This window comes from Atopobacter sp. AH10, assembly GCF_003664595.1.
Taxonomy (GTDB): domain Bacteria; phylum Bacillota; class Bacilli; order Lactobacillales; family Aerococcaceae; genus Atopobacter.
The window spans coordinates 1-3,248 of record NZ_QXPZ01000051.1 but is presented as its reverse complement, the minus strand read 5'-3'; the positions used below and the strand labels follow the sequence as shown (position 1 = coordinate 3,248).

The following is a 3,248-nucleotide window of genomic DNA, read 5'->3' as shown; positions in this document are numbered from 1 at the left end:
AAAAGTTATTTTTATGATGATGTTGATGTGGAAGAGCTGTATAATAAATATAAGATGACAGGTGTGTTAAAGATAACTAAAAGTGGAGCTTATGGGAATAGAGAAAAAATTACCTTGACAGCTGACTTACATCTTGGGATTGATGTATATACCAAGAAAGACATTAATGCTATCACTATTCATTATAGTAAAACTGGAGTACATCTAATCCCAACTTATTACGAGAATTGAGGAATAAAAATGAATTTATTGCAATATAACAACAAAAAAATTACCTTGACTGATATTGATGGTAAAATGTGGACTGGTATGGCTCATTATTGTGATGCTGAAAGTTATGATGAGAATGAAGATATGTTGGATGTGAAAGTTGGACATAACTATATTGAGTTTTTAGAATCAGAAATCAAATCTATAGAAATCATTTAGCACTCACTCAATCGAGGGGTGCTATTTTTATGCAGTTTTTTCCGTGGTCAGATTTAGTCCGCAATAAATTCAGACCATTTGAAAGGAAGAAGACGATTAAGGAGAAGGAGCAGATTAAGCGAAATGCAAAGAAAACAACCCTTTCGACCTATGCCTATTTTCTTTCTGCTAAACTCTATAAAATACCCACCCTAGCCAAGTAATAAGAAGGAAGGACAGATTAAACAGCCTCCTATCAGTTATGGTTAGGGTGGGTTTTATATTAAACGCCTAATTTTTCTTTTAGGGCTTCTGTTAGAGTTTGGGAGAAGTTGATGTTGTGTTGGATGGCTAGGTTGTTTAACCAAGTTGGAATAGTTGTGTTTTTTTTAACGCTAGGTGTAGAAATAGTTTTACTTGCCTCACTTAGGTCAACGCCAATATATTCAACTATTGAACTAGGATAATCGCCACGTATAACTTTGATATCAGAAGGAACCGGCAAATTCTTTTCATCGTAGAGCATTAAAGCTAATGCTTCAGAAGCGTTAAACATTGCTTCTTTTAAATCTGATCCAAAAGTTAAAGCACCTGGCACATCGGGAAATTTAACGTTAAGAATATTTGGATTCCCTTCTTCAGGGGTAAAAACAGCAGGATAGATAACATAACGGTTTAGAGCCATAAGAGCAACCTCCTTAGGGGCTATTTAAGCCCCAGTTGTTTTAATATTTCGTTATAAGTCATTTTGGGAATAGTTTGACTTTTCTTGGAATAGGCGATAGTAACTTTATGTCCTTTGCCATCTTCGTATCTGTGGTGGTCTCCTTTACATCGCACTTCTGAAAAGCCTAATTTTTTAACAAGTTTTAATAATTCTTTGACATCTCGTTCTGACATATCCCTCCCCCTTACACTTTTATTATACGCCTAGGGCGTATAAAGTCAACGAATAGAATAAATGTTTTTACTATTTGTAGGAGCTACCCCCATAGTTAGCTTAGACAGGCAAGGCGCTTATCGAATGAATTTTGAAAAGAACCGAAAGCGGGTGCTAGCCTCTCAACATGTTTGCGGGATATGTGGTAAGCCTGTTGACAAAAGTTAAAGCAAGGCAATCCACTAGCGCTAGTGGTAACCATATTTAGTGGCTAATTACACTGCTGATGTTCAAACAAGCTTAAATAGAGGAGCTAAGCTTCATATAAAGGGGCTTAAAGTTGATCAAGAAGAAAACAAAGTGAAGAACTTGGTCAATAAAGTCTCTCAAGCGGAGCGTTATGCAGAAGTAGCGCAAGAAGTGGAGCAGGCCATGACGTCATATGCCCGTTCTGTTGTTTCAGACACCTTAAAGAAAAATGTTGCTTTTCACCACAAGTTAGGCCTAGCGCCTAAAATCGTGCGTAAACTAGGCGCACGGACGGGAAAGAAGAGATCTCATAGTCAGTGTGAATTTTGTAGAGAGCGGGTCGGAACGTTTGAGTACAACAAGGACACCATCGATAAAGACATCTTCAGACGTCACGCCAATTGCCACTGTACACTGACCTACTATCCAGGAAATGGGAAAAGGCAGAATGCTTGGTCGAAAGTATGGAGTGATGTGGATAAAGATGGTAAGATAGAAGAGAGGAAGAATGAGGCGCTTAATTTAGAGATGGCTAAAAAGCGTGGCAAAAAGATTTATATTACAGACCAAGCTATAGAGAAAGTGCCTTTTGTTGAAATTCCAGGCTATTCCCAAGAGGAGAACAAACGGATACAGGAAGCTCATAAAGTTTTATTAAGAGATGCTCAACAAAACAACCAATCTAACGAAGTCATGCATATAACGACGGAAGGGAAGCCTGTTGTGGTGTATGGAGACCAGGTGTCGGTGGATATCAACAAATCAGTTCAAGCAAGGTATCTGATCAATAGTGCGACAGATAGAAGCTTGACGATATTGCATAATCATCCAGGTGGGTCTAGTTTTTCGAAGAATGACATAAATATGTTTTTCTCAACATCATCGGTAAAAACGTTGACTATTGTTACTAATCAAGGTAGAGTTATGTATCTTACAAAAAAATCTATGTATGATATCCATAAGGCGATTCATATCACTAAGGATCATAAAGAAAAATATGGTAATATTGAAAACGACATTGAACGACTTATAAAAAACTTATATCATGCAGGCATAAGTTATAAAATTAGATGAGGAGAAAATTATGTTAGAAAAAGATATTCCTATGTTAGATGGATCTTCAATTTCAGATGAAGAGCTTATCGAAAACATGATAAGAACCGCAGAAGAAGATAAAAAGAAAAACAAGTAAGCACTCACTCAATCGAGGGGTGCTATTTTTATGCAGATTTTCAGGTGTTGACGATAGGTCAATGCCTATTTTTATAGGAGAAATTAGGAGGAATAATGGGAGTAAATAGCCAAAATGAGAAGAAATTTCACGATTATGAGGGCTTTGTCGAAAAATTTAAGCCGAAGAAGACAACGGATGATTGTTACACACCTGATGAGGTCTATCAAGTTGTCTTAGACTTTGTGGTGGAAGAATATGGAATCGATCGGAACAAGGTCGTACGCCCTTTCTATCCTGGAGGGGATTATGAAAACTATGACTATTCCAATGGGGCGGTGGTTGTAGATAACCCACCATTTTCTATTTTGAAACAGATCAAAGATTTTTACGCTGAACGGGACATCCTGTTCTTTTTATTTGCCCCAGGATTAACTTTGTTTGGCTCTAAAGATCACGAGTCGGTTAATTATGTTGTAGTAGCTAGTCAAATAACTTATGGAAACGGCGCAAAAGTGAATACTTCTTTTGTAACCAATC

General features: G+C 37.2%; 6 protein-coding genes. 4 read left to right on the top strand and 2 right to left on the bottom strand.

What is annotated here, in order from left to right:
• Nucleotides 1–231 (top strand): polymorphic toxin type 50 domain-containing protein (locus tag D3H64_RS09270; RefSeq protein WP_233554933.1); only part of this gene is annotated, 231 nt, incomplete at its 5' end.
• 9 nt (nt 232–240) lie between these two features.
• Complete coding sequence (locus D3H64_RS09265; RefSeq protein WP_121565942.1) at nt 241–429, top strand: hypothetical protein; 189 nt, start codon at nt 241–243, stop codon at nt 427–429.
• 262 nt (nt 430–691) lie between these two features.
• Here the strand turns inward: D3H64_RS09265 and D3H64_RS09260 are convergent, their stop codons facing one another.
• Nucleotides 692–1,093, bottom strand: coding sequence for a type II toxin-antitoxin system HicB family antitoxin (locus tag D3H64_RS09260; RefSeq protein WP_121565941.1), 402 nt, complete (start codon nt 1,091–1,093; stop codon nt 692–694).
• Between the two features lie 20 nt (nt 1,094–1,113).
• Nucleotides 1,114–1,308, bottom strand: coding sequence for a type II toxin-antitoxin system HicA family toxin (locus D3H64_RS09255; protein WP_121565940.1), 195 nt, complete (start codon nt 1,306–1,308; stop codon nt 1,114–1,116).
• Nucleotides 1,309–1,555: 247 nt separating this feature from the next.
• Between D3H64_RS09255 and D3H64_RS10455 the strand changes: the two genes are divergently transcribed.
• Both D3H64_RS10455 and D3H64_RS09245 read left to right on the top strand, forming a co-directional pair.
• Nucleotides 1,556–2,611 carry a hypothetical protein gene (locus tag D3H64_RS10455; protein WP_233554932.1) on the top strand — a complete coding sequence of 352 codons (1,056 nt, stop codon included), beginning with the start codon at nt 1,556–1,558 and terminating at the stop codon, nt 2,609–2,611.
• 213 nt (nt 2,612–2,824) lie between these two features.
• Nucleotides 2,825–3,248 (top strand): hypothetical protein (locus D3H64_RS09245; RefSeq protein ID WP_199700163.1); only part of this gene is annotated, 424 nt, incomplete at its 3' end.

Bases quoted from the DNA above. Each gene is read 5' to 3' on its own strand.
- D3H64_RS09265 (WP_121565942.1), top strand. From the start codon at position 241: ATGAATTTATTGCAATATAACAACAAAAAAATTACCTTGACTGATATT.
- D3H64_RS09260 (WP_121565941.1), bottom strand. From the start codon at position 1,093: ATGGCTCTAAACCGTTATGTTATCTATCCTGCTGTTTTTACCCCTGAA.
- D3H64_RS09255 (WP_121565940.1), bottom strand. From the start codon at position 1,308: ATGTCAGAACGAGATGTCAAAGAATTATTAAAACTTGTTAAAAAATTA.